This is a genomic window from Mumia flava (genome assembly GCF_002797495.1).
Taxonomy (GTDB): domain Bacteria; phylum Actinomycetota; class Actinomycetes; order Propionibacteriales; family Nocardioidaceae; genus Mumia; species Mumia flava.
Genome location: NZ_PGEZ01000001.1, coordinates 369,551 through 388,387, shown reverse-complemented (window position 1 = coordinate 388,387; position 18,837 = coordinate 369,551). Strand labels below are relative to the sequence as shown.

Below are 18,837 nucleotides of genomic sequence, written 5' to 3'. Positions count from 1 at the left end.
CGTGGTGGGAACCAGCTCACCGCGCGGGCCCGTACGGTGGCGCCCCGAGCGGAGACGGCGGCGCGAGCCGATCCGGTAGCGTGGCCGCGACAGCTCAGGCGGCCGGTCGCGACCGGCGCGAGTCACGAGGAGCGGCGATGGCGTTGCGGCGACGCGAGATCAACAAGGACGTCGTTCAGCAGGCCGCCGAGGCCGTGACCGCGAGCGCCCAACGCCTCTCCGTGATCGTCCTCGGCGCGACGCGGCAGGTGATCACGGAGGTCGGCGACCTGGCGACCGAGCTGTTCGAGATCAGCGACGCCGCCGGACGTGCGCGTCGGGACGCGGACGGCGACGAGACCGCAGGCGCTTCCGAGCTCCTCGACGACGCGGCCGATCACCCCGACGACGTCTGACCCGCGCCTCCCGCACGCCGCGTCTCACGCCGACGGCGCCGACAGCACCCGACTGCGTGCCGCCGCCTCCTCGAGGAACGTGAGCGCGTCGGCGATCGCGGGATGGCGGCGCGAGCCCTGCCGTACGGCGGTGAGCACGTGCCGCGCCGGACTCGGTGATCCGCTCAGCGGCACGCGCACGATCGGGTAGCCGGCCGGGAGACGAGCCAGCCGCGGCGCCATCGAGACGCCGAACCCGGCGGCGGTGAGGGCGGCGCCGGTGTCCCACTCGACCGCCTCGTGGGCGTGGTACGGCGTGAAGCCCGCGGCGGCGCACGCGGTGACCACGAGCTGGTGGTGCGGACGGCCGGGGTGGTCGAGGATCCACGGCTCGTCGGCCGCGTCGGCGAGCGAGACCGACGACTGGTCGGCCAGCCGGTGGCCCTCGGGGACGAGCAGGTCGAGCGGGTCGTCGAGCAGCGGCTCCTGGTCGAAGCGCGCGTCCAGGCTCGACGGGAGCGTCGGCGTGGAGACGACGACGGCGAGGTCGGCGTCTCCGTTGAGCAGCCGGTCGAAGCACTCGTCGGGGTCGGCCTCGATGATCCGGACCGACAGGTGCGGACGGGTCGCCCGCGACCGTGCGGCGACGTGGGGGAGCAGCGCCGCGGCGGCGGTCGAGAACCCGCACAGCCGCAGCTCCTCGGCCCGTTCCTCCGATGCGACCGCGAGGTCGGCCTTGATCTCCTCCCAGCGCGCGAAGAGGTCGTCGGCGTGGGTGAGCAGCGTCCGGGCGGCTGCGGTCAGCCGGACGCCGCGTCCCTCGTGGACGAGCAGCGTGACGTCGAGGTCGCGCGCGAGCGTGCGGAGCTGGTGCGAGACCGCTGACGGCGTGAAGTGCAGGGCCGTGGCCGCGGCGGTCACGCTGCCGTGTGCGGCGACCATGCGCAGCACGTGGAGGCGGTGATCGATCATGCAACAGCATTGCACGGTTTCGTGCACATCCGTTCGCTATTCTTCAGCAGTCCTCGGGCTCACACTGACGGTGTGCGCACGCTCGACCCACTCCTGCAGCCCTACGACCTCCGGACGATCCGGCTCCGCAACCGGGTCGTCAGCACGTCGCACGAGCCCGCGTACTCCGAGGACGGGATGCCGAAGGACCGGTATCTGCGCTACCACCTCGAGAAGGCCCGTGGCGGCGTCGGCCTCACGATGATCGGCGGGTCCGCCGTCGTCTCGCCGGACAGTCCGCCGGCGTTCGGCAACCTCCTGCTGTACCGCGACGAGATCGTCGGCTGGCTGCGCCGGCTCACCGACGCCGTCCACGAGCAGGGCGCCGCGGTGATGTGCCAGGTCACCCACCTCGGGCGCCGCAGCACCGACGACACCGCCGACTGGCTCCCGCTCGTCTACCCGTCCGCCCAGCGCGAGCCGGCGCACCGGGCGTTCCCGAAGGTCGCCGAGCCGTGGGACCTCGACCGGATCGTCCGGGACTACGCCGACGCCGCCGCACGCTGCCAGGCGGCAGGGCTCGACGGGATCGAGCTCGAGGCGTACGGGCACCTCCTCGACGGCTTCCTGTCGCCGCTCACCAACGACCGCGACGACGCGTACGGCGGGGACCTCGCCGGCCGCGCCGCGTTCCCCCGCCGGGTGATCCGGGCGGTACGGGAGGCGGTCGGACCGGACTTCGTGGTCGGCATCCGGATGTCGATGGACGAGGACCTGCCGGGCGGACTCGGCCGTGCCGAGGCGCTGGCCGCGCTGCGGGCCTACGTCGCCGACGGGATCGACTTCCTCAGCGTCATCAAGGGAACGATCGAGAGCGACGCGCACCTGGCGAAGGTGATCCCGTCGATGGGGACGCCGTCGGCGCCGTTCCTGGAGTTCGCCGGCGGGATCAAGCGGGAGCTCGACATCCCGGTGATGCACGCGTCGCGGATCTCCGACGTGGCGACCGCCCGCTACGCCGTGCGCGAGGGTCTGCTCGACCTCGTCGGGATGACACGCGCCCAGATCGCCGACCCGCACCTGGTCCGCAAGCTGGCCGACGGCGACGAGGACCGGATCCGCCCCTGCGTGGGCGCGAACTACTGCCTCGACGCGATCTACGCCTCCGGCGACGCGAAGTGCATCCACAACCCGGCGACCGGGCGCGAGCTCACCCTGCCGCACCTGATCCAGCCCGCGGCACGCGCCCGTACGGCGGTGGTGGTCGGAGCCGGCCCGGCCGGGTTGGAGGCCGCGCGCGTCCTCGGCGAGCGGGGTCATCGCGTCGTCGTGCTCGAGGCGGCCGACGTGCCCGGCGGCCAGATCCTGCTCGGGGCTGCGTCACCGCGCCGGCGCGACCTCGTCGGGATCGTCGACTGGCGGGTCTCCGAGGCGAAGCTCGCCGGCGTCGAGTTCCGCTACGGCGTGTACGCGGAGGAGGGCGACGTGCTGGCGTACGACCCCGACGTGGTCGTGGTCGCGACCGGCGGCCTGCCGAACCGCACCTTCCTGGCAGAGGGGCAGAACCTCGTCCTCGACACCTGGGACGTGATGGACGGTGCGGCCCGACCGCGCGGCGACGTGCTGGTCTACGACGACCACGGCGCGGAGCCCGCGATGGATGCCGCCGAGCTCCTCGCGGGCAGCGGCGCCCGGGTCGAGATCGTGACGCCGGAGAGGATGCTCGCCGTGAAGGTCGGCGGCATGAACTCTCCGGCGTACCTCAGGGCGTTCGCCGAGCACGACGTACGGACCACCCTCGCGTACCGGCTGCGCGCGGTGCGCCGCACCGACGACGGGCGGCTCGAGGCCGAGCTGTTCAGCGAGTACGCCGAGCACTCCGTGCGCCGCGTCGTCGACCACGTCGTCGTCGAGCACGGGACGCTGCCGAACGACGCGCTCTACCTCGCGCTGCGGGCCGGCTCGTCCAACGGCGGCGAGGTGGACCACGCCGCGCTGATCGGCGGACGGCCGCAGGACGTCGTCCGCAACCCGGACGGCCGCTACCAGCTGTTCCGGATCGGCGACGCCGTGAGCAGCCGCACCATCCACGCCGCCGTCTACGACGCGCTCCGCCTCTGCATCACCGTCTGAGTCCCCTACCCGTCGACCCCCGCGCAACCCGAGAGGAGTCCCCATGACTCTCGTCACCGGCCCGACCGACATGCTCGACCTGGCCCGGCTGGTCGACAGCCGGATCCCAGGCCGGGCCCTGCCGGCCCCGTTCTACACCAGCCGCGAGGTCCACGAGCTCGACGTCGCGGCGGTGTTCGCGACGAGCTGGATCTTCGTCGCGACCGAACCGGAGATCGGTGAGGCCGGCGACTACCTCACCCTCGACGTCGGGCCGTACTCGATCATCGTCGTGCGCGACGACGACGAGCAGGTCCGTGCATGGCACAACGTGTGCCGGCACCGCGGCTCGCGGATCCTCACCGAGCCCAGCGGCTCCGTCGGCAACATCGTCTGCGGCTACCACCAGTGGACGTACGGGACGGACGGCAGGCTGCTCCATGCGGGCACCCAGGCGCCGGGCTTCGACCGCAGCTGCTTCGGCCTGAAGCCCGTGCACGTCCGCTCGGTGTCGGGACTGCTGTTCGTCAGCCTCGCCGAGCAGCCGCCCGCCGACTTCGACGACGTCGCTGCCCGGATCACGCCGTACCTCGAGCCGCACCGGATCCGCGGGACGAAGGTCGCGGCGCAGCACGACCTGGTCGAGCACGCCAACTGGAAGCTCGTGATGGAGAACAACCGCGAGTGCTACCACTGCGAGGGCGGCCATCCCGAGCTCACCTGCACGTTCTTCCCGTCCTACGGCTACACGCCCGAGGAGATGCCGCGTCACCTGCAGCCGGCGTACGCGCGCTACCTGGCGGCGGAGGCGGAGCTCGAGCGGACCTGCCGCGAGCGCGGCCTGCCGTACGAGAAGATCGAGGAGCTCAGCGGACGGGCCTCGGCGTTCCGGATCCAGCGCGAGGCGCTCGACGGGGCGGGGGAGTCGTTCACGCGCGACGGGAGGGCGGCCTCGCGCAGGCTGCTCGGCGACCTCGACGTCGCCCGGCTCGGCCGCACCTCGATGCACCACCAGCCGAACTCGTGGTTCCACCTGCTCAGCGACCACGTCGTCACGTTCACCGTGCTGCCGATCGCGCCCGACCGCGCGCTCGTGCGGACGACCTGGCTCGTGCACGCGGACGCCGTCGAGGGCGTCGACTACGACCTCGACACCCTCACCGAGGTGTGGGACCACACCAACGAGCAGGACGGGACGCTCGTCGCCCGGGCCCAGGCCGGGGTGAGCAGCCCGGCGTACGAGCCGGGGCCGTACGCGCCGAACGAGTCCCACGTGGACGCGTTCTGCGACTGGTACCTGAGCCGCGTGAGGGAGTACCTGCAGCCATGACCGACATGCTGATCGGACCCGCCCGTACGGCTGCCGCTGATCGTCACGCCGCTGATCCCGCCGCGGTCGACCCCGAGCGGGCCGGCGAGATCGACGAGACTCTGGTGTGCACCGGCGTCGCGCAGGTGACGCACGACGTCCGGAGCTTCACGCTCGCCCCGACGGAGTCCCGGTCGTTCGCGTTCGAGGCCGGCCAGTACGTGACGGTGCGGGTCGACGTCGACGGCGTGCCGCTCGAGCGCTGCTACTCGATCAGCTCCCCGCCGAGCCGGACCGGCTCGATCGAGATCACCGTCAAGCGCGTCCTGGGCGGCCCGGTCTCGACCTGGCTGCACGACCAGGTCGGACCGGGATCGCGTCTGCACGTCGCGGGACCGTACGGGCGGTTCACCCGGGCGGGGCGGTCCGGCAAGGAGCTGTGGCTGTCGGCGGGAAGCGGGATCACGCCGATGATGGCGATGGCGCGTGAGCTGCGCGACCGGGGGACCGGAGCCGACGTCGTCCTCGTGCACAACGCCCGGACGCCGCGCGACATCCTGTTCCGGCGCGAGCTCGAGGCGCCGCCGCCGGGCCTGGAGGTCGCCGCCGTGTGCGAGCGGGACGCCGATGACGAGGCGTGGCACTCCTACCGCGGGCTGCTCACGCTGCCGATGCTGACCGCGATCGCCCCCGACCTGCTGGAGCGCGACGTCCTGCTCTGCGGGCCCCCCGCGTACATGGCGGCCGTGCGCGAGCTGCTGGCGGTGGCCGGCGTCGATCCCGGGCGGTGCCGCGAGGAGCGGTTCGAGCTGGGCGCCGGGGCAGGTGAGACGCCCGACGACGGCGACGTGCCACCGCCGTCGGACGTCCGGCTGCACAGCATCGAGCTGCGTCGCAGCGGCCGGACGATCACCTGCGACGCGGCGACCACGATCCTCGAGGCGACCGCGAGCGCGGGCGTCCGGGTCCCCTCGTCGTGCCACGAGGGTCTGTGCGGGACGTGCAAGAGCGACCTGCTCAGCGGCTCGGTCGACATGCAGCACCAGGGCGGGATCCGCCCCCGCGAGATCCGCGAGGGCAAGATCCTGCTCTGCTGCTCGACTCCGACCGACGACCTCGTGATCGACGCCTGAGCGCCCGCTCGCGGCGGGGCGGGGTCAGAACGTGTGCTCCGGCCCCGGGAAGGCGCCCGTGCGCACGTCGTCGGCGTACGCTCGGGCGGCGTCCAGCATCGTGCTCCGCAGATCGGCGTACTGCTTCACGAACCGCGGCAGCCGGCCGGTGCGCAGGCCCATCATGTCCTGCCAGACCAGCACCTGGGCGTCGCACCGCGACCCGGCGCCGATGCCGATCGTGGAGATCTCGAGCCGCTCGGTGATCTCGGCCGCGACGTCCCCGGGCACCATCTCCATCACGACCGCGAACGCGCCGGCGTCCTGCACCGCGAGCGCGTCCGCCATCGTCTTCGCGGCCGCGTCCCCGCGCCCCTGCACGCGGTATCCGCCGAGCGAGTGCTCCGACTGCGGGGTGAAGCCGATGTGCGCCATCACCGGGATGCCGCCGTCGACCAGCCGCCGGATCTGCGGGGCCATCTCGGCGCCGCCCTCGAGCTTGACGGCGTGCGCGTGGCCTTCCTTCATGAACCGCACGGCCGTGTCGTACGCCTGCTCGGGCGAGCCCTGGTACGAGCCGAACGGCAGGTCCGCGACGACGAGGGCGTAGCGGGTCGCCCGGGTGACGGCGCGGTTCAGCGGGATCAGCTCGTCGACCGTCACCGGCAGCGACGACTCGTACCCGTAGACGTTGTTCGCGGCGGAGTCGCCGACGAGCAGGACCTCGATCCCGGCCTCGTCGAAGATCTCGGCGGCGTACTGGTCGTAGGCCGTGAGCATCGCCCACGGCTGTCCGTCCTGCTTCATCCGACGCAGCTGGTGGGTGCGGACCCGGCGCCGCGGCGCGGGTGCGTCACCCCCGCTCGCGCCGGGCCCCGAGCCGTACGGGGCGGTCTCCTCGGCGGAGGGAGTGTGCTCAGACATGGTGCTCCTTCGATCTCGCGGCTCCCGGACGGAGTCCACGGACGTCTCCAGCGTGCCACCGTGGCCGAGGCTCGTGCCGCGCGGGTCAGCCCAGGTGCTCGCGCCACCGGTTCGTGATCGGCACCCGGCGGTCCCGCCCGAAGTTGCGCGCGGTGACCTTCGGGCCCGGTGGGTACTGCCGGCGCTTGTACTCCGCCCGGTCCACGAGTGTGACGACGTGCTCGACGGTCGTCGCGTCGAACCCTTCCGCGACCACCGCAGCCGCGCCGAGATCGCGCTCGACGTACGCGTCCAGGATCGCGTCGAGGATCTCGTACGGCGGGAGCGAGTCCGTGTCGAGCTGGCCGGGCCGCAGCTCGGCCGACGGGGGCTTGCTGATCGCGTTCTCGGGGATCGGCGGGACCTCGCCGTGCGCCTCGGCGTAGGCGTTGCGCCACCGTGCGAGCTCCCAGACCAGGGTCTTGCGCACGTCCTTGATCGGGGCGTAGCCGCCGACGGCGTCGCCGTAGATCGTGGAGTAGCCGGTCGCGAGCTCCGACTTGTTGCCGCAGGCGAGCACGAGGTGGCCCTCGGCGTTCGAGAGCCCCATCCAGACCACCGCCCGCACGCGCGACTGGAGGTTCTCCTCGGCCAGCCCGCTCAGGGACAGCGAGTCCTGGAACGCGTCGACCATCGGCGCGATCGCCACCGTCCGCAGGTCGAGGCCGGTCCGCCGGGCCAGCTCCTCGGCGTCGGTGCGGGAGTGCTCGGTGGAGTACGCGCTCGGGTTCGACACCCCGAACACCCGCTCCGCGCCCAGCGCGTCCACCGCGATCGCGCCGCACAGCGTCGAGTCGATCCCGCCGGACAGACCGAGCAGGACGCTGCGGAACTCGTTCTTCTCCACGTAGTCGCGCAGACCCACCACGAGGGCGCGGTAGATCTCCTCCAGGTCGTCCAGCGGCGTCGCGACCGGCGACCCCAGCGGCTCGTACGGAGCGACCGGCTCGGCCGAGACGATCGTGCGCTCGATGTGCAGCCCGGAGAACGTCGCGTCGGTCGACGGCATCGTGTCGGTCGCGGCGGGCAGCTCGAGGTCGACGAAGAGCAGCTCCTCGGAGAACTGCGCGGCCCGGGCGAGCAGCCGGCCCTCGGCGTCCACCACGAGGGAGTCGCCGTCGAAGACCAGCTCGTCCTGACCGCCGACCATGTTCACGTACGCCAGTGCGCACTCGCCCTCGACCGCCCGCCGGGCGCACAGGTCGAAGCGCACGTCGTCCTTGTTCGCCTCGTACGGGGAGCCGTTCGGGACGAGCAGCAGGGCGGCCTCGGCCGCACGGGCCGCGGCGGACGGGCCGTCGCGCCACAGGTCCTCGCAGATCGCGATCGCCACGTCGACGCCGTGGACCTGCACGACGTTGATCGTCGAGCCGGGGACGAAGTTGCGGGCCTCGTCGCCGACGCCGTAGTTCCACAGGTGGTGCTTGGCCTGGCGGGCCACGATCTCGCCGCCGTGCATCACGGCCACCGAGTTCTGGGGCGCGTTCTTCGGGATGCCGAATCCGGACGGCACCCCCGGGACCTGGTCGAGGAACCCGACCACGGCCACCAGGTCGCCCATCTTCTCCGCCGCCAGCCGCTCGGCGAGCTCGTCGGCCGCCCGACGGGACGCGGCGACGAACGAGGCGCGCATCGCGAGGTCCTCGATCGGGTAGCCGGTCAGCACCATCTCGGGAAACAGCACGATGTGCGCCCCCGCCTCGTGGGCCGCGCGGCAGTGCTCGAGGATCAGCGCGCTGTTGTGCGCGACGTTGCCGACGATCGGGTTGACCTGGGCGAGGGCGACACGGAGCTGAGGCACGTCCCGAGCCTAGCGAGGCCGCACCGCCGGGTCGTCGGTCGCCGGCGAGCGCGCCCCCGACCCCGACCCCGACCGGCCCGACCAGACCCCCGCCCGGCCCGACCAGCCCCCCGCCCGGCCCGACCCCCGCCCGACGCGACCAGCCCCCCGACCGGCCCGACCAGCCCCCCGCCTGGCGGTCTGCGTAGCCGGCTACGCAGACCCGCACTCGGCACGGACGGTTTCCCCAGCCCGGTGAGGGAGTGCGTAGCCAGCTGCGAGCGGGGTCTGCTGGTTTCGACGAGCTCGACCAGCGACGCCGGCGCCGTACGGGGACCCGTTCACGCGCGCGTAACGGATCATGGGCAGACTGTCCCCATGGGAAAGCAGGAAGACTTCGTGCTGCGCGCGCTCGAGGAGCGCGATGTCCGGTTCGTCCGGTTGTGGTTCACCGACGTGCTCGGCCACCTGAAGTCGGTCGCGGTCGCACCCGCGGAGCTCGAGGGCGCCTTCGAGGAGGGCATCGGCTTCGACGGCTCCGCGATCGAGGGCTTCGCCCGCGTGCACGAGGCCGACATGCTGGCCAAGCCGGACCCGTCGACGTTCCAGATCCTTCCCTGGCGCGGTGAGACGCCGGCGACCGCGCGGATGTTCTGCGACATCCTGCTTCCCGACGGCAGCCCCTCGTACGCCGACCCGCGGTTCGTCCTCAAGCGGACGCTCGCCAAGGCGGCCGAGATGGGCTTCACCTTCTACACCCACCCCGAGGTCGAGTTCTTCCTGCTCAAGGGCAAGCCGGAGGTGGGTGACCGGCCCGTTCCGGTCGACGACTCGGGCTACTTCGACCACACCGCGCAGGGCGGCGGCCAGGACTTCCGCCGCGAGGTCATCACGATGCTCGAGGCGATGGGCATCTCGGTCGAGTTCAGCCACCACGAGGGCGGGCCCGGCCAGCAGGAGATCGACCTGCGCTACGCCGACGCGCTGACGACGGCCGACAACATCATGACGTTCCGCACGGTCGTACGGGAGGTCGCGCTGTCGCAGGGCCTGTGGGCGACGTTCATGCCCAAGCCGTTCACCGACCACCCGGGCTCCGGCATGCACACCCACATGAGCCTGTTCGAGGGCGACGAGAACGCCTTCTTCGAGGCCGGCGCCGAGTACCAGCTGTCCCGCACCGGCCGCGCGTTCATCGCGGGCGTCCTGCAGCACTCGCCCGAGATCACCGCGGTCACGAACCAGTGGGTGAACTCCTACAAGCGGCTGATCTTCGGCGGCGAGGCCCCGTCGTACGTGTGCTGGGGCCACAACAACCGCTCCGCGCTGATGCGCGTCCCGATGTACAAGCCGCACAAGGGACAGTCCGCTCGCGTGGAGCACCGTGCGATCGACTCCGGCTGCAACCCGTACCTCGCGTTCGCGATGGTGCTCGCTGCCGGGCTCAAGGGCATCGAGAAGGACTACGAGCTGCCGGCCGAGGCCGAGGACGACGTGTGGGCGCTGACCGAGGCCGAGCGTCGAGCGCTCGGCATCGCGCCGCTCCCGCGCAACCTCGACGAGGCGATCCGTGAGATGGAGGCCAGCGAGCTGGTCGCGGAGACCCTCGGCGAGCACGTCTACGACTTCTTCCTGCGCAACAAGCGTGCGGAGTGGCACGACTACCGCTCGCAGGTCACGCAGTTCGAGCTGGACACCCTCGTCACCCGGGTCTGACGCGACGGCGGTACGGCCGGGTGCCTGCCCGGCGCGGTGGGCCGCAGGACGTCTCGTACTGTGGTGCCCGTGTCGAGCGAGTCCGCAAGCACCGAGAGCTCACCGCCGGCCTCCCGGCTCCGCACGTCGTCCGGGTCGCTGGCCCGGCTCGGGTTCGCCGATCCCGAAGCCGCCGCCGCCCTCGTCGCCGACTGCGGCGGCCTCGAGCCGTCCCTGGTCGAGAGGGCGGCGCAGGGTGCCGATCCGGACCTGACCGTACGGCGCCTGTGCGCGCTGGTCACGGGGTACGACGGCGACCTCCCGACGTTGCTGCGCGCCGATCCGGACTTCCTGTCCCGTCTGGTCGCGGTCCTCGGCGCCAGCACGGCGCTCGGCGAGTTCCTCGTGGTGCACCCCGAGCACGTCCTGGCGCTGCGGACCGAGGCCGTCGGTCGCGCCCCGAAGGACCAGCCCGGCTTCGAGGACGCGCTCGCCGACGTGGAGGATCCGGACGCGCTGCGCGTGGTGTACCGCCGGCTGCTGCTCCAGATCACCGCGCGCGACCTGACCCGCGAGATCGACTACGAGACGTCCGTGGCCGCGCTGTCGGACCTCGCCGGCGCGACGCTCTCCACCGCGCTGCGGCTCGCCCGCGGCGATGTCGAGGGCGCGGAGACCGTACGGCTCGCCGTGATCGCCATGGGCAAGTGCGGCGGACGCGAGCTCAACTACGTCAGCGACGTCGACGTGATCTTCGTGCACGAGCCCGCCGACGGGGCCGACGACGTCCGCGCGGGGCGCGTCGCCACCCGGCTCGCGGCGAGGACGATGCGGATCTGCGCGGACCACACGCGCGAGGGCACGATCTGGGAGGTCGACGCCAACCTGCGCCCCGAGGGCAAGGACGGTCCGCTGAGCCGCACGCTGTCCAGCCACGTCGCGTACTACGAGCGCTGGGCGAGCACGTGGGAGTTCCAGGCGCTGATGAAGGCGCGGCCGGTCGCCGGCGACGCCGACCTCGGCGCGGCGTACCTCGAGGCGGTGACGCCGATGGTGTGGGAGGCGAGCCGGCGGGACAACTTCGTCGGTCAGACCCGCGCGATGCGCCGCCGGGTGGTCGACAACATCCCCTCCGAGCAGCTCGACCGTGAGCTCAAGCTCGGCCCCGGCGGGCTCCGCGACGTCGAGTTCGCCGTCCAGCTCCTCCAGCTCGTCCACGGCCGCGCCGACGCGTCGCTGCGGACGGCATCGACGACCGGGGCGCTGCGCGCGCTGGTCGACGGCGGCTACATCGGCCGGGGCGACGGCGCGGCGATGACCGAGGCGTACGTGTTCCTGCGGATGTTCGAGCACCGGATTCAGATCGAAGGTCTGCGCCGGACCCACCTGGTGCCGACCGACCCCGACCTGCTGCGGTCCATCGGGCGGACCCTCGGGTTCCGCGCCGACCCCGGCGCGTACCTCCTCAAGGAGTGGAAGGCCGAGAAGCGCGAGGTTCTGCGGCTGCACCAGAAGCTCTTCTACCGACCGCTGCTCGACGCGGTCGCGCCGCTCCCACCGGACGCGCTGCGGCTGTCGGCGGAGGCCGCCTCCGAGCGGCTGGTCGCGCTCGGGTTCGAGGACCCGCGCGGAGCGCTCGCGCACATCGCCGCACTGACCGCCGGGGTGCGTCGCTCGGCGTCGATCCAGCGTCAGCTGATGCCGGCGATGCTGTCGTGGTTCGCCGAGTCGCCCGACCCGGACGCAGGGCTGCTCGCGTTCCGCAAGGTCTCCGAGAGCCTCGGCGGGACCCATTGGTACCTGCGCAAGCTGCGTGACGAGGGGGAGGGCGCCGAGCAGCTCGCGAAGGTCCTCGCCGGGAGCGCGTACGTCACGGACCTGATCCTGCGGGCACCCGAGTCGGTCGCGATCCTCGGCGACGAGGCCGAGCTGACCCCGCGGACGCGCGAGCGGATCCTCACCGAGACCCGGTGGGCGGCGTCGCGGCACGAGAACCCCGACGACGCCGTCCGTGCGATCCGGCGGGTCCGCCGGCGCGAGCTGTCGCGGATCGCGATCGCCGACGTCCTCGACCGGGTCGACGTGGTCGAGGTCGGCCACGCACTGTCGGACCTGACGATCGCGGTGCTCGACGGCGTCCTGCGGGTTGCGTGCCGCGCGGTCGAGGCCGAGCGGGGCCCGTTGCAGACCCGGATGGCGATCGTGCTGATGGGTCGCCTCGGCGGACTGGAGAGCGGCTACTCCTCCGACGCGGACGTGATGTTCGTGCACGATCCCGAGCCGGGTGCGGACGAGTCGGCGGCCGCGTCGGCCGCGATGGCGGTCGCGACGCAGGTCCGGCGGATGCTCGGTGGCGCCGGACCGGATCCTGCGCTCGAGGTCGACGCCGACCTCCGGCCCGAAGGCAGGTCCGGTCCGCTGGTCCGCTCGCTGGCGTCGTACCGCGCCTACTACGAGCGGTGGTCGTCGACGTGGGAGGCCCAGGCCCTGCTGCGGGCCTGTCCGGTCGTCGGGGACGAGCAGCTCAGCGCCGCGTTCGGGGACCTCATCGACCCGCTGCGCTGGCCGGCCGACGGGCTGGCGGAGTCCGACGTCCGTGAGATCCGTCGGATCAAGGCTCGGGTCGACTCCGAGCGTCTGCCGCGTGGCGCCGACCCGCGGACGCACCTCAAGCTCGGCCGCGGAGGGATCGCCGACGTCGAGTGGACGGTGCAGCTGCTCCAGATGCAGCACGCGCACGCGGTCGAGGGGCTGCGGACGACCGAGACGCTGCCGGCCCTGCGTGCGGCGCGCGACGCCGGACTCGTCACGGCCGAGGACGCGGCGACGCTCGAGGACGCCTGGCTGCTGGTCAGCCGGATCCGCAACGCGTTCGTGCTGCTGCGCAACCGGGCAGCAGCATCACTGCCGGAAGCCGCACGCGACCGCGCGGGCGTCGCCTGGCTGCTGGGGTACGGGCTCGAGGAGAGCGAGCAGCTGGTCGACGACTACCGCCGCTCCACCCGCAAGGCACGCCAGGTCGTGGAGCGGGTGTTCTGGGACTGACCCGCACCGGGTTGCGGTCACGTCCGTGGACTGTCGGTCGTCGTCGGTCGGTCGGATGGTGCGAGGCGGATGGTCACCGGCGGCGGGGCGGGGGCCCGACCGTCGGCGTCATCCTGCCGAGCGCTCGCCAGTGAGCAGCGCGGCCCTCTCGCCGGTCGTGAGTCCACCCCAGACCCCGTAGGGCTCCTTCACCTTGAGAGCATGCTGCAGGCACTGGTCACGGACCGTGCAGCGAGCACAGTACGTCTTGGCCAGATGCTCTCGTGCGTGCCGACGCGGACCGCGTTCGGACTCAGGTGAGAAGAAGGTCTCCGGGTCGGCTTCGCGACAGGCACCTTCGTACTGCCATTCGTAGGCCTCCATCAGAGGCATCGGAAGGCGTGCAATGCTTGCCATGTTGGTACCCCCTTGTTTGCAACGTGGCAATGCAAGTGGTCAGAACTTATCCAAATCTGATTCAGTGCACAAGATCCATGTGGCGAATCACATCGGGAGCGGTGAGACTCGATCAGAACGGACTCGAGAGGTCCTGATCGGGGAGGGGGCGCGCGGGTCCGGCGGCCGTCGACGGCCGCCGTGCTGCGTGGACGCATGGAGGGTTCCGAGCTGCTGTGGGGTGTGGGGGCGGTCGCCGACCGGCTCGGGATCGCCACGCCCACGCTGCGGACCTGGGAGCGCCGCTACGGGATCGGTCCGAGCCAGCGCACCAGCGGTGGGCACCGCCGCTACAGCGAGACCGACATCCGGCGGGTGCAGATGATGAACCGGATCGTCTCCAGCGGGGTCCCGGCACAGTCTGCGGCGCGGGTCGCGCTCTCCCTGGACCCCGCGGGGCTGCTCGCGGCGCTGGACTCCGACGAGCCCGGCGCGTCGAGGCCCGCGCACGTGCTCGCCACGCCGGCGGAGTCGCGCGAGCGGATCGAGGCGGCCGCGTGCGAGCTGGACGTCGTCGGGCTGTCGGACCTGCTGTCGGACACCATGCGGGAGTGGGGCGTGATCGGCGGGTGGGTGAACGTGCTGGCGCCGTCGTTGGCGCACCTCGACCTGCAGGTCGCGGTCGGTGCGGCCGGCGAGGAGGTCCGACGGCTGGCGCGCGACCGGGTGGAGTCGGAGCTGCGGTCGTTGTCGCGCGGGTTCGGTGCGCGCTTCACGGGCGTACGCCCGGTCGTGCTCACCTCCGTCGAGCCCGAGCGGGAGTCGCTGACGCTCCTGGCCCTGGAGGCGGCGCTCGCCGCCAAGGGCGTCGCGGCCGTCAACCTCGGCTGCGCGATCACACCGGGCGCGCTCGGGGCCGCGGTCGGGCGCCTGGCCCCGGCGGCGGTCTACGTCTGGTCGATGACCGAGGACGTCGACTGGCTGGATGCGGTGGTCGCGGACGCCCCGCCGACGACGAGCTTCCTGCTCGGCGGCGAGGGCTGGGCACCGTCGCGGCCGGTCGTCGGCGAGGGCGGGCGGGAGGCCGAGCGGGCGCCCGACCTGCTCGCCACCACCGACCGGCTGATCACGATGATGCAGACCACGCCGCAGCCCGGATGACCTGCCCCGCGGCCGCCGCGGCCGGCCAGGCATGATCGGGGGATGAGGTTCACCGAGCACGAGCTGACCGCGGCGCTCACCGGGGCGGCGAAGAGCATCGTGGCCGCGAAGGACAAGGACGTACGACGCGGTCGGCGCGACGCCGAGGACGCGTGGAGCGCGTTGTCGCGCTACGAGCGGTTCCAGATCGTCTCGGGGCTGGGAGACCAGCTCCTGCCCGTGCTCGTCGACCTGCCGGACGTCGAGGTCGAGTCGGGCACGCGGCCGACGTTCACCGACGAGCAGATCGCCGCGTCCGTCGAGGCCCGGATGGGTGGGGAGCGGGGGATCCGCCGCAAGGCCCTCGCCAAGGCACGCGTCGCCCTCGTCAAGGTCGCGCTCTCCCACGTCCCCCCGCGCTCGGACCCGGACGCGCTGACGGTCCCGGACCACCTCTGACGGCGCCTCGTCCCGCTGCGCGACGCCGGCGACGTTTCCGCTCGGCCTTCCGGTGTCGGCGTCACACAGCGCGAAGGGCGGCCATCGGGTCGCCGTAGGTCTCCAGCCGGCCGGGCATCTCGTGCGCCAGGACCTGCGTCACCTCCGAGGGATCGTCCAGCTCCTCCCAGACCCGCGGCGCCGCCACCCAGGGTCGCTCGCGCCCACGCAGCGAGTACGGAGTGACGGTCGTCTTCGCCGCGACGTTCTGGCTCCAGTCGAGGAAGACCTTCCCGCGCCGCTCCGCCTTGCGCATCACCGACAGCACGCGCTTCGGGTGCGCAGCGGCGAGCTCGTCGGCGATGCCGTGGGCGTAGTCGCGCAGCGTGTCGGACGGGGCGGTCGCGCCCCGGCCGGCGTACAGGTGGACGCCCTTGCTCCCGCTGGTCACGGGCACGACCGTCCAGCCGTCGTCGGTGAGGCGGTCGCGGACGAGGTGCGCGACCTCGACGGCCTCGGCCAGCCCGGCCGGTGCGCCCGGGTCGAGGTCGATCACGAGCCGGTCGGCGTCGTGGATGCCGCCGCGCGGCCCGACGGTCCACTGCGGCGTGTGCAGCTCCAGCGCCGCGAGGTTGGCCACCCAGACCAGGTCCGCCCGGTGCGCGAGCACCGGGAAGTCGGCGGAGTCCCGGCCCCGCGACGACCCGGGCGTCGCCACCTCGACGACCCGGACCCACTCCGGCGTCCCGCGGGGCGCGTTCTTCTCGAAGAAGCTGTCCGCGTCGACGCCGTCGGGCCAGCGCTTGCGGGTGCAGGGGCGGTCGGCGAGCTGGGCGAGCAGCGGGTCGGCGACCGCGAGCACGTACTGGATGACGTCGTACTTCGTGGTGCCGTCGGACGGATAGAGGACCTTGTCGAGGTTGGAGACCTTGACCGTCCGGTCGTCGATCTCCAGCACGTTTCCCGCCATCGCACCACCATCCCACCGCGCGGGGCTGCAAGCAGCACGGCAGCGCACCCCGCGGCGCCCTAGCCTGCTCGGTGGAGGTGGCGCGGATGTCCGGTGCGGACTGGGTCGAGCTGCGGGTGCACGGGGTGAGCGGTGCGCCGCCGGAGTCGATCCTCGACCGGCCGTACTGCACGCAGGTCGCAGGCGACGCCGACTCCCGCTACTTCCGCGCGGTCGACTCGTCGGGTCACGAGCTGCGGGGCGCGGACGGCCACGTCGTGGAGGCCTACCACTGGGGCCGCTTCACCTCCGGCAGCTGGCTCCAGGCGCTGTGGATGGTGCTGCTGCCGTTCGGCATGGTCAACGCCGCGCAGTTCATGCTGCCCGCCGCCGGACCGGGCCTGCTCGCGCGGATCTGGCACCTGCTGTGCGGTGCTCTGCTGCGCTTCGTCGCCCTGATGCTGACGCTGCTGCTGACGTTCGCCGCCGGGCTGATCCTGATCGACCTGCTGGCCTGGCGGTGGGCTCCCGGCTCGCGCCAGCTCGGGTCCTTCCCCGAGACGTGGACGGTCGGTCTCGCGATCGTCGCGACGGCGCTGGTCTCGTACGTGCTCTACCGGCTGGGCCGCGGATACGGCGTGGTGGACGACGCCGAGCCGCGCAAGCGGACCGAGGGGCGCTACGTCGACGCGGTCGAGCCCGGGGAGCCTCGGACCCCGCTGGCCCGCGACCGGTTCTACCGGGGCGACACCGACGCACCGGTCCTGCGCAACCTGCACCTCGCGGCCGCGGTGCTCACGGTCGCGAGCATGGGTGCGTGGGCGGTCCACCCCGACGGGTGGGTGGACCGCGACCCGGTCCTGCTCGCGTCGACGATCGCCCTGGTCCTCGTCGTCGTGCTGACGACGCTGCTCGGCGACCCGGAAGGGACCGCGAGCCTGCCGCTGTCCGGCCGGATCGCGGCGTTCCGGCTGTGGTGGCACGTGACGATGGTCTGGATCGCCCGCGGTGCGATCGCGGTCGCCGTCGTCCTCCTCGCCCTGTCGGCGTGGGGAGCGAGCGACGTCGACCGGGCGGCCGCCGAGCGGCCGGTGATGTTCGACGACGTCGCGAACGGCCTGCTGTGGGCCGGGTTGGCAGCGCTGATCCTCCTCGGGTTCGCCAACCTCGCGCTGGTCCTCAGCGTGCGCGGCTCCTGGGGGACGACCCCGGGCCACCGTGCGTTCCGTCCGTACGCCCTCGGGATGACCGCCTACCTCGTGGCGAGCATCGCCGCGTTCCTCGGGGTCGGGCTCTCGGCGGCGGCGGCGACCGGCGTCTCCTCGCTGCTCGATCTGTCGGTCCGGACGCGCACCACGGCCGAGGGGATCGAGGTCGATGTCGGGACGACGCCGATGCTCGACCGGGTCTCGTACGCGTGGGGCCTGAACCTCCTGCTGTTCGCGCTGCTCGCCACCGGGGCCGGCATCTGGATGATGGCCCGACGCCGAGCGGACCGTGCACGCGCCGCCGGGATGTTCGCCGCGGCCGACGGCGGCCCGCGGCTCTCGGCGGGCTGGTTGGAGACGGTCGCGCGCGCGATCGGCACCGCGCGCCTCAAGAACCTGATCCCGGTCGGCGGCACCGTCTTCGTCCTCTTCGGGACGCTGCTGGGGATCGCGCTCGCGCTCGAGCTGGCCGGCTGCCAGGGCGGCCAGGATTTCGGGACCTGCCGGTCGCTGCCGGGCCCGCTGGACCTGCTGAGCCAGCCGAAGTACGTGACCGGCTCCGCCGCGGTCATCTGGGTCTCCAACGTCGTGGCCCTGATCGGGGCGTGGGCGCTGATCACGGCGGCGGCGGCGCTGCTCGCCACGGGACGGTCGGCGGTCTCCGAGCAGGGGACGCGCCGCAGTCTCAATGTCGTCTGGGACGTGATCGCGTTCTGGCCGCACGCGGTGCACCCGTACGCGCCCCGCCCGTACTCGATGCGGTGCGTGACCGATCTGCGCAACCGGCTGCGCTGGTACCGCCGTGCTCAGCCGGCTCCCCACGTCGTCGTCTGCGGACACAGCCAGGGCAGCCTGATCGCGTTCGGTGCGCTCGCGGCGCTGCACCGTGAGGAGCGCGACGGGATCTCGCTGCTCACGTTCGGGTCGCAGCTGCAGGTGATCTTCCCGCGGGCCTTCCCCGAGTACGTGAACCTCGACGCGGTCGGCGACGTGCACGACGTGCTCGGCGGGGCCTGGATCAACCTCTACCGCGAGACCGATCCCCTGGCCGGCCCCGTGCTGTCGTGGCGGCACGGGGCGGAGGGTCCCAGCACGACCTCCGGTCACCTGCCGGGGGCCCTGGACGGGGCGCGGCCGGACGTGCACGTGCCCTCGACCGGGCGCCACGAGTGCGGCGACGACTGGCGGGTGCTCGACCCCACGCCGTACGACCAGGAGATGAACGACGGTGCGGTGACCGGCCTGCTCAAGCACGGGCACTACTGGCGCGGGCCGGACTGGGCCGACGCCCTCGAGCGGGTACGGAAACCTCACGCCGCGGGACCGGGTGGCGCTCCGGAAGGCGGCTGAGTCCGCGCCGACTCGGCTCGACCGGACGTTTGGCGC

Annotated in this window: 14 protein-coding genes; 9 read left to right on the top strand and 5 right to left on the bottom strand. The window is 72.7% G+C overall.

What is annotated here, in order from left to right:
- The first annotated feature begins 137 nt into the window (after window positions 1–137).
- A complete protein-coding gene (locus tag CLV56_RS01815; protein ID WP_100414299.1) occupies window positions 138–395 on the top strand; it encodes a hypothetical protein in 258 nt (85 codons plus the stop codon).
- A 24-nt stretch (window positions 396–419) separates the two neighbouring features.
- Here CLV56_RS01815 and CLV56_RS01810 read toward each other — a convergent pair whose 3' ends face one another.
- Window positions 420–1,346 carry a LysR family transcriptional regulator gene (locus CLV56_RS01810; protein ID WP_039359837.1) on the bottom strand — a complete coding sequence of 309 codons (927 nt, stop codon included), beginning with the start codon at window positions 1,344–1,346 and terminating at the stop codon, window positions 420–422.
- Between the two features lie 72 nt (window positions 1,347–1,418).
- Here CLV56_RS01810 and CLV56_RS01805 point away from each other — a divergent pair, with 72 nt between their 5' ends.
- The 3 genes from CLV56_RS01805 to CLV56_RS01795 are packed head-to-tail and all read left to right on the top strand — an operon-like array spanning window position 1,419 to window position 5,879.
- The gene (locus CLV56_RS01805) at window positions 1,419–3,458 is read left to right on the top strand and encodes an NADH:flavin oxidoreductase (protein ID WP_039359835.1); all 2,040 of its coding nucleotides are present in this window, start codon (window positions 1,419–1,421) and stop codon (window positions 3,456–3,458) included.
- A 43-nt stretch (window positions 3,459–3,501) separates the two neighbouring features.
- A complete protein-coding gene (locus tag CLV56_RS01800) occupies window positions 3,502–4,767 on the top strand; it encodes an aromatic ring-hydroxylating oxygenase subunit alpha (RefSeq protein ID WP_100414298.1) in 1,266 nt (421 codons plus the stop codon).
- Window positions 4,764–5,879: an FAD-binding oxidoreductase gene (locus tag CLV56_RS01795; RefSeq protein WP_245857517.1), complete on the top strand. Its 1,116-nt coding sequence runs from the start codon at window positions 4,764–4,766 to the stop codon at window positions 5,877–5,879. The genes CLV56_RS01800 and CLV56_RS01795 overlap by 4 nt, the downstream gene beginning before the upstream one ends.
- 24 nt (window positions 5,880–5,903) lie before the next feature.
- Here CLV56_RS01795 and panB read toward each other — a convergent pair whose 3' ends face one another.
- A complete protein-coding gene (gene panB / locus CLV56_RS01790; RefSeq protein ID WP_039359832.1) occupies window positions 5,904–6,782 on the bottom strand; it encodes a 3-methyl-2-oxobutanoate hydroxymethyltransferase in 879 nt (292 codons plus the stop codon).
- An 85-nt stretch (window positions 6,783–6,867) separates the two neighbouring features.
- Window positions 6,868–8,622, bottom strand: a complete 1,755-nt coding sequence (locus tag CLV56_RS01785) for an NAD+ synthase (RefSeq protein ID WP_039359829.1) — start codon at window positions 8,620–8,622, stop codon at window positions 6,868–6,870.
- A gap of 357 nt (window positions 8,623–8,979) precedes the next feature.
- On the opposite strand from CLV56_RS01785, the gene CLV56_RS01775 reads away from it, so the two are divergent.
- Window positions 8,980–10,317: a glutamine synthetase family protein gene (locus CLV56_RS01775; protein ID WP_039368831.1), complete on the top strand. Its 1,338-nt coding sequence runs from the start codon at window positions 8,980–8,982 to the stop codon at window positions 10,315–10,317.
- 69 nt (window positions 10,318–10,386) lie between these two features.
- The gene (locus tag CLV56_RS01770; protein ID WP_039368925.1) at window positions 10,387–13,341 is read left to right on the top strand and encodes a bifunctional [glutamine synthetase] adenylyltransferase/[glutamine synthetase]-adenylyl-L-tyrosine phosphorylase; all 2,955 of its coding nucleotides are present in this window, start codon (window positions 10,387–10,389) and stop codon (window positions 13,339–13,341) included.
- 108 nt (window positions 13,342–13,449) lie between these two features.
- Here CLV56_RS01770 and CLV56_RS01765 read toward each other — a convergent pair whose 3' ends face one another.
- On the bottom strand, window positions 13,450–13,704 hold the full coding sequence (locus tag CLV56_RS01765; RefSeq protein ID WP_342744983.1) for a WhiB family transcriptional regulator: 255 nt from the start codon (window positions 13,702–13,704) through the stop codon (window positions 13,450–13,452).
- 228 nt (window positions 13,705–13,932) lie between these two features.
- Here CLV56_RS01765 and CLV56_RS20910 point away from each other — a divergent pair, with 228 nt between their 5' ends.
- Window positions 13,933–14,877, top strand: coding sequence for a MerR family transcriptional regulator (locus tag CLV56_RS20910; protein WP_100414297.1), 945 nt, complete (start codon window positions 13,933–13,935; stop codon window positions 14,875–14,877).
- 42 nt (window positions 14,878–14,919) lie between these two features.
- A complete protein-coding gene (locus tag CLV56_RS01755; protein ID WP_039368827.1) occupies window positions 14,920–15,315 on the top strand; it encodes a hypothetical protein in 396 nt (131 codons plus the stop codon).
- A gap of 61 nt (window positions 15,316–15,376) precedes the next feature.
- Here CLV56_RS01755 and ligD read toward each other — a convergent pair whose 3' ends face one another.
- Window positions 15,377–16,264: a non-homologous end-joining DNA ligase gene (ligD, locus tag CLV56_RS01750; protein WP_039368826.1), complete on the bottom strand. Its 888-nt coding sequence runs from the start codon at window positions 16,262–16,264 to the stop codon at window positions 15,377–15,379.
- 86 nt (window positions 16,265–16,350) lie between these two features.
- Between ligD and CLV56_RS01745 the strand changes: the two genes are divergently transcribed.
- Window positions 16,351–18,801 (top strand): hypothetical protein, encoded by a 2,451-nt coding sequence (locus tag CLV56_RS01745; RefSeq protein ID WP_100414296.1) that lies wholly within the window; start codon window positions 16,351–16,353, stop codon window positions 18,799–18,801.
- Window positions 18,802–18,837: the final 36 nt, after the last annotated feature.